The 7376-nt window shown below is 59.6% G+C and carries 7 protein-coding genes; 3 read left to right on the top strand and 4 right to left on the bottom strand.

Features of this window, described 5'->3' with window-relative positions:
- Positions 1–67: 67 nt before the first annotated feature.
- The 3 genes from ACW9JE_RS26830 to ACW9JE_RS26820 all read right to left on the bottom strand — a co-directional run bounded on the left by ACW9JE_RS26830 (position 68) and on the right by ACW9JE_RS26820 (position 3268).
- The gene (locus ACW9JE_RS26830) at positions 68–1165 is read right to left on the bottom strand and encodes an extracellular solute-binding protein (RefSeq protein ID WP_457434473.1); all 1098 of its coding nucleotides are present in this window, start codon (positions 1163–1165) and stop codon (positions 68–70) included.
- A gap of 2 nt (positions 1166–1167) precedes the next feature.
- A complete protein-coding gene (gene aguA / locus ACW9JE_RS26825; protein ID WP_457434472.1) occupies positions 1168–2283 on the bottom strand; it encodes an agmatine deiminase in 1116 nt (371 codons plus the stop codon).
- 100 nt (positions 2284–2383) lie between these two features.
- On the bottom strand, positions 2384–3268 hold the full coding sequence (locus ACW9JE_RS26820) for a LysR substrate-binding domain-containing protein (protein ID WP_457434471.1): 885 nt from the start codon (positions 3266–3268) through the stop codon (positions 2384–2386).
- A gap of 166 nt (positions 3269–3434) precedes the next feature.
- On the opposite strand from ACW9JE_RS26820, the gene ACW9JE_RS26815 reads away from it, so the two are divergent.
- Positions 3435–4937 carry a trypsin-like serine peptidase gene (locus tag ACW9JE_RS26815; protein ID WP_224540795.1) on the top strand — a complete coding sequence of 501 codons (1503 nt, stop codon included), beginning with the start codon at positions 3435–3437 and terminating at the stop codon, positions 4935–4937.
- A gap of 131 nt (positions 4938–5068) precedes the next feature.
- Positions 5069–5557, top strand: coding sequence for a GFA family protein (locus ACW9JE_RS26810; protein ID WP_224540793.1), 489 nt, complete (start codon positions 5069–5071; stop codon positions 5555–5557).
- A 108-nt stretch (positions 5558–5665) separates the two neighbouring features.
- Here the strand turns inward: ACW9JE_RS26810 and miaE are convergent, their stop codons facing one another.
- A complete protein-coding gene (miaE, locus tag ACW9JE_RS26805) occupies positions 5666–6274 on the bottom strand; it encodes a tRNA-(ms[2]io[6]A)-hydroxylase (RefSeq protein WP_224540791.1) in 609 nt (202 codons plus the stop codon).
- Positions 6275–6434: 160 nt separating this feature from the next.
- Here miaE and ACW9JE_RS26800 point away from each other — a divergent pair, with 160 nt between their 5' ends.
- A complete protein-coding gene (locus ACW9JE_RS26800; protein WP_224540789.1) occupies positions 6435–7298 on the top strand; it encodes a universal stress protein in 864 nt (287 codons plus the stop codon).
- Positions 7299–7376: the final 78 nt, after the last annotated feature.

Genomic DNA, 7376 nt, shown 5'->3' with positions numbered 1-7376 from the left:
CGAAACCCGTAGGAGCGAGGCTTGCCCGCGAAGACGTCAGCCCAATCAATGAATTATCCGGCCAGGGTCACAACCCGGATTTCAACCGACTGAACGCCCGAACCAACGCCCGGTTGAACGCCTTGCCATTGTCATTCTTGCTATACAACGAAGCACGAACTGCCTGCGGCGGATAAGTCCCCGGGTCATTGCGAATCGCCGGATCAATCAAGCCGTCCGCCGCGGTAATCGCGTTGGCGTAATGGATGGTGTCAGTGATCGGCGCGATCACCTCGGGCGTCATCAGGTAGTCCATCAACTTCAAACCCGCCTCAGGATGCGGCGCATCCTTGGGGATGACCATGGCATCGAACCAGATCAACGTGCCTTCCTTCGGAATCCGGTACTTGAGCGTGTACGGCTTGTTCGCCGCCTCGGCCTGGCCGGCGGCGATGGCCACGTTGCCGTTCCACGACATCGCCACACAGGTATTACCGTTAGCCAGGTCGCTGATGTTCAAATCGTTGTCGAAATAGCGAATGTAGGGCCGAATCTTCGCCAGTTGCTGCTCCGCCAGCTTCAGGTCGTCCAGGCTCTGACGATTGATGTCCAGACCCATGTACTTCATGACCGCCGCGAATACTTCATTGGGGTCGTTGAGCAGGCTGACCCCGCAATCGGAAAATTTCGACACTACATCCGGATCGAACAACATCGCCCAGCTGTCGGTAGGCGCATCAGGCAAGCGCTTTTTCACTGCCTGCTCCTGAAAGCCCACGCCGGTGGTGCCCCAGGCATAGATCCCGGCGTAACGGTTGCCCGGATCGAACACTGCCATGTGCTGACGGAACTCCTCTCCCACCCCGGCAAAATGCGGCAGTTGCTGCTTGTCGATGGCCTGCACCGCGCCGCTTTCGATGGCCCGGGACAGATGCTGGCCTGCGGTGAGCACCAGATCGTAGCCACTGCGACCGGTCAGCAGCTTGGTCTCGACGGTTTCCAGGGAGTCGAAATGGTCGGCCACCACCCGGATACCGGTCTGCTTTTCGAAATTCTTCAGGGTATCCGGGGCCAGGTACTCACCCCAGATGTACAGATTGACCACTGGTTTGGCGGTGTCGGCGGCCTGCACACACAGGGGGGCAAGCACCAGCATCAACGCTTGAGTCAGTTTGTGCAGGCCCATGATCACGCTCCTTTCATCTGACTGGCGTATTGCGGCATGGTGATGCACGCGACGTTGCCGCCACCGAGGAGGATTTCCCGGGAGTTTTCGATGCCGACGATGTTGTGCCGCGGGAACAGCTCGGCCAGGGTCGCCAGCGCGACCCGATCGTTACGGTCACCAAACAGCGGCACGACGATGGAGGTGTTGCCGGCGTAGTAGTTGATGTACGACGCACAGATTTTCGTCCCGGCCTGACGGGTATGGGTGCTGTCCAGTTGGTCCAGGCCTTCAGCCTCTTCGGCAGTCCACTCCAGCACATCCGGTTGCGGCAGCTTGTGCACGATCAGCTCGCGACCGCGGCTGTCGCGGGTGCTGCGCAGGATGTCGTAGGCCTCCTGATAGATTTCCCACTGCGGATCATCGCGATTGTCAGTCCATTGCAGCACCACTTCGCCGGGGCGCACGAAACACGCCAGATCATCGACGTGGCCATCGGTTTCATCGAACTTGCAGCCCCGGGGCAGCCAGATCACCTGCTCGGCACCGAGGTAGTCGGTCAGCCGGCTGGTCACTTCTTCCTTGCCCAGGTGCTGGTTGCGGTTACGGTTGAGCAGGCACTGCTCGGTGGTGAGGATGCTGCCCTGGCCATCGCTCTGAATGCCACCCAGTTCGGCGATCAACGGTGCGCGATAGCGATCGAAACCTTCGATTTCGAGGATCTTGCTGGCAATCTGATCGTCCTTGTCCCACGGGTAGTACAGGCCGCCGTCGAGGCCACCGTAGGCATTGAACTCGAAGTCCACGCCCCGCACTTCACCGCTCTGGTCGTTGACCACGAAGCACGGGCCGCTATCACGGAACCAGGTGTCATTGCAGGTCATCTCCACCACCCGCACCTGCGGCGGCAGCTGGCGGCGGGCGGTGGCAAATTGCGCGGCGGAGGCGCAAACCGTGACCGGCTCGCTCATGGAAATGGCGGTGACGATCTGCACCCAGACTTTCTGCGCAGGCTTGGCGCCGTTGCGCCAGACGTCGGTGCGCTCCGGCCAGCCGAGCCAGCAGCCGGACTTGGTTTCGAACTCGCCGGGCAGGCGGAAACCGTCGAGTTTTGGGGTGGTATCGAGCAAGCGTGCCATGGTCAAACCTCATCAGCGGGGATTGGAATGGCCACAGGCTAAGGTCGCCGGCGCCCTCCTCGCCAACGATGATTATTTCGGAATACTTGAATTCAACTCATCAATCGGCCAGCTGATCGTTGAACCATTCCAGCATCTGCGCCACCGCCGGACGCTCCAGCCGCACCCGCTCACACACCAGCGCGTATTGGCCCAGGGCGGTCATGCTGGCGCTGAACGGCCGCACCAACCGGCCGCTTTGCAGATCTTCCTGGGCCGTCAGATTGTCGCCCATGGCCACGCCCTGCCCCTGGGCCGCCGCCTCCAGCGCGAGGCCCGCGTGGGCGAAATACAGCTGGCGCTGCGGGCGTTGATCACCGGCGTGACTGGTGAGCCAGGCGGTCCAGGTCTTGCCATCCTGATCGTCGTGCAACAGGCAATGGCGAGCCAGATCCTTCGGCGTTTTCAGGGTGCCCTGGTTGAACAGGCCGGGACTGCACACCGGGAAGAACTGCAGCGCCGGCAGCGGCCGGACGAAATACGCCGTGCTGTCCACGGGGCCGGTGCCGTAGGTGATCGCCAGGTCGATGTCCTCCCCCGGTGCCGTGGCGTCGATGGGCTGTTCGTAGAGATGCAGGGTGATGTGCGGGTAACGCGCGTAAAAATCCGTGAGCCGGTTCATCAGCCACTTCTGCGCCAGTTCGGCGGTCACCGCAAGGCGCAACACCGCGAGCGATGACGGGTCGCGCAGCTCATCGCAGGCCTCGCCGATCAGTTCGAAGGCCTGCTGCAGGCTTTGCATCAGGCGTCCGGCGGCCATGGTCGGGCGGATCTGCCGGCCTTCGCGGATGAACAGCGAAACGCCCAGTTGCTCTTCAAGCTGGCGGATCTGATGGCTGACCGCGCTGTCGGTCACGCACAACTCCGCCGCCGCCCGGCCGAAATGGGCGTGGCGCGCGGCGCATTCGAAGGTTCTGAGGGCTGCCAGGGAAGGTAATCGGCGCATCGGGTCGGGTCCGGAGTTCGAAGGCGCCCATGCTGACCCGCTGCAGTGGGGCCGCGCAACACCTACAAACAGTTGCGGGCTTCGCCCAATACGCCCGGCGGTTTTACTGTGCGGCCTGCAATGAACTTCAGCATTGCAACTATCCATCAACAACCAGGGATTGGTTATGAAACAACGTAAATCGAGTGCCTTGTGCGCACTGACGACAGCACTGATCTTCTCTTCATCCACTTTTGCGATGGACTTGGGAGAAGGCCTGACCAATGGCTCCGACGCGGTATTACTTAAAAACCAGGATGACCATTACAAGCGCTGGAATGGCATTGGAAAGATATTTCTCAACGAAGACCCCGTCTGTACCGCCAGCCTTCTGGACACTCGCGATGAACACTTCAACGCCGTCGGCCCGGCTTACTTGCTCACCGCCGCGCATTGTGCGCCCGGCGTGCTTCGCCGCCCTCTCGCGCCAACAGATAAGGAAACCGTGAAGTTCAACTATTTCAACGACACTTCCGCCAACCACAAAACCTATCCGGTCAAGGAAACCGTCTGGAAGGATTTCTCCCAGACCGACCTGGCAATCATGGAACTGGACGTTACCCTCGACACCCTGATCAAGGCCGGCATCAACCCTCTGCCCCTCGCTTCGCAATGGTCGAAGGATGCTTCGGACGTGCTGATCGTCGGCGCTCCCGGCGGCCTGGAACAATCAGGATTGCGATTGGCTGCCTGCACTCAGGAGCCTGTGGAAGGCACACTGGTTGAAAGTGACCGGGTCTTTCTCGAGAGCTTGAAAAATGCTTGTCGTGAAGTGCGTCCCGGGTCTTCGGGAAGCCCCGTACTGGACAGGCAAAGCGGCGCGATCCTCAGTGTGCTGTCGACCAGTACCGACGGGGCAACGGCCGAGGAACAATGCTTTGAAAATGCGCCTTGTGAAGTCAGAAACGGCAAAGTCTCGTGGTCGCCGGATACACACTACTCCTTTGCAGCAGACAAGTTGCCGAGTTGCTTCAGCCAAGGTGTTTTCACCAGTGTTTCGAACTTCTGTACATCGCAAGCCCCTTTCAAGCTGACCGAGCTGAAATACTGGCCAACTCAATACGTGGCCATGCCCAGAAATGCGTCCAGCCCTGACCCTATGATCAATGCGCAGTTCTCGTTAAGTACGCCTTTTTATCGCTTCAAGACTGTAAGGCAAGCGCAGGATTGCAGATCGGCGCGCAACTACAGTGGCACGCTTGATGCCAATGATGTGGTTCTGGATACAGCTGTCAGCCGAGACGTCGGCATGCATTATCTGTGTGTCATTGGCGTCGAGTCCGCCGAACAAAGACCCACTGCCGCATTGATGAACAACGCCTGGGTGACACCTGTTCAGCTGGTGGAAAGAACGCCGGTTCACACGCCGGAGCCGACGATTACGCTGAGCGCCGATTGGAACTACAACGTCAAATGGCGCTATCTGGTGCCGACGCACTTCGGCGCACTCTACTTCTCGGGACCGGCGTCGGAAACCGATTGCAGCAAAGTGAAGATTGCCGACTACACGAAGACGTTTGAAGAAGTGACGTTCATGGCCGAGCAGTTGCCGTTGAAGTTGTGCAGCAGGAATGAGGATTTAAGCGGACGTTACTCGGAGGTTCGAACCGATCTGCTGGCGTTGCCCTGACAATTGATCGCGAGCAGGCTCGCTCCCACAGGTTCACGGTGATCCATGTGGGAGCCTGCTCGCGATTGCGTCTGCACTATCACCGTAGTCTTCTAGGCTGAATCAGATCCCACAAGCCATTGGAGGCCACCATGCATCTCGAAGGCTCCTGCCATTGCGGCGCGGTTTCGTTCAGTCTGACCAGCGCCCATCCCTACCCCTATCAACGCTGCTATTGCTCGATCTGCCGCAAGACCCAGGGCGGTGGCGGTTATGCGATCAACATTGCCGGCGACGCCGACAGCCTCAAGGTACGCGGGCGCAAGAACATCGCGATTTACCATGCGCTGCTCAAGGGCGAAGGCGAAGCGCGGGCCCACCGCAGTAGCGCCGAACGGCATTTCTGTTCGGTATGCGGTTCGGGATTGTGGCTGTTCAGCCCTGAATGGCCGGAGCTGATTCACCCGTTTGCCTCGGCGATCGACACGCCGCTGCCTGTGCCACCGGAGCATACGCATTTGCTGTTGGGGTCGAAGGCGCCTTGGGTGGAAGTTGAGGTTCAGCCTGAGGACAAGCAGTTCGATGGTTATCCCGAGGAATCCATCGCCCAATGGCATGAACGCCTCGGTTTAAACCTGTAGGAGCGAGCATGCTCGCGATGGAGGCTCAGGCACCGCGGGGTGTCAGACAACCAACGTCATCGTTGACGACCATCGCGAGCAAGCTTCGCTCCTACAGGGGAGCGGGGATCAGGCAGCTGCGGGAATACCGCTGTGGAATCGGAACTCCACATCCGGCGACTCGATCAATTCCTGCTCCGCCGCACGAACACGGTCGATCACGTTGGCAATGTCCTTGGCATCCCCATACTGGTAAGCCAGCTTCAGATACCCCTGAAAATGCCGCGCTTCGCTCTTGAGCAGACCGAAATAAAACTTGCCCAGTTCTTCATCCAGATGCGGCACCAGCGCCTCGAAACGTTCACAACTGCGCGCCTCGATGAACGCGCCCACCACCAGGGTATCCACCAGTTTCACCGGTTCATGACTGCGCACCACCTTGCGCAACCCCGAGGCATAACGCCCGGCGGACAGCTGGCGCAGCTCGATCTTGCGCTTTTTCATCAGGCGCATGACCTGTTCATGATGCACCAGCTCTTCCCGGGCCAGGCGCGACATCATGTTGATCAGGTCGACATGGGAGTGATATTTAGCAATTAGGCTCAGCGCAGTACTGGCGGCCTTGAATTCGCAATTCTTGTGGTCGATCAGCAAGGTTTCCTGATCGGCCAGCGCGGCCTGGACCCAGCCATCGGGGGTGCGACAGCCAAGGAATTCGTGAATTTCGGGAAGGATCATGGGGCCCACGGAGTAAAGGTTCGAAACGAAGGGCGCCGATTATACCGGCCTGCCCGCAGACCACCAGCGGCCGACCGTTGATATGTATCAACACCCCGGCCGGCAGCCAGCAACTATAGTTGTGCAACGCCGTGCGTTTTCATTTCAGGAGATCCCGATCATGCAAGCCATTCGCAGCATTCTGGTGGTCATCGAACCCGAACATTCGGAAAGTCTGGCGCTCAAACGAGCCAAATTGATTGCCGGCGTGACCCAGGCGCACTTGCATCTGCTGGTGTGCGATCCCAAGCATGATCACAGCGCCATGCTCAGCGTGCTCAAGGCGGCCTTGCTGGAAGACGGTTTCAGCGTTACTACCGAACAGGCGTGGAATCAGAGCCTGCACGAAACCATCGTCGATGTGCAGCAGGCCGAAGGCTGCGGGCTGGTGATCAAGCAGCATTTCCCCGACAGCGCCCTGAAGAGAGCACTGTTGACCCCGGCGGACTGGAAACTGCTGCGCCACTGCCCTACCCCCGTGCTGCTGGTGAAAACCGCCGGTTCCTGGAAGGACAAGGTGATTCTGGCAGCCATCGATGTCGGCAATACCGACCCGGAACACCGTCACCTGCACAACACCATCATCGATCACGGCTATGACATTGCCATCCTGGCCAAGGCTCACTTGCACGTGATCAGCGCTCACCCCTCGCCGATGCTGTCGTCGGCCGATCCGACCTTCCAGCTCAAGGAAACCATCGAGGGGCGCTATCGCGAGCAGTGCCGGGCGTTCCAGGCCGAGTTCGACATTGACGATCAGCATCTGCACATCGAGGAAGGGCCCGCAGATGTATTGATTCCGTTCATGGTGCACAAGCTGCAGGCGGCGGTGACGGTGATCGGCACCGTGGCGCGCAGCGGGCTTTCAGGGACGTTGATCGGCAATACGGCAGAAGTGGTGCTCGATGCGGTGGAAAGCGATGTGCTGGTGCTCAAGCCGCAGGAGATTGAAGATCATCTGGATGAGCTGGCCAGCAAGCATTGAGAGGTGTGGTGCCTGTTGAATCATCTTCGCGGGCAAGCCTCGCTCCTACAGATCACATAACCCGTGGGAGCGAGGCTT

It is taken from the genome of Pseudomonas sp. SDO55104_S430, assembly GCF_054070595.1.
The sequence above is the reverse complement of the archived record's forward strand: the minus strand, read 5'-3'. Positions and strand labels throughout refer to the sequence as shown.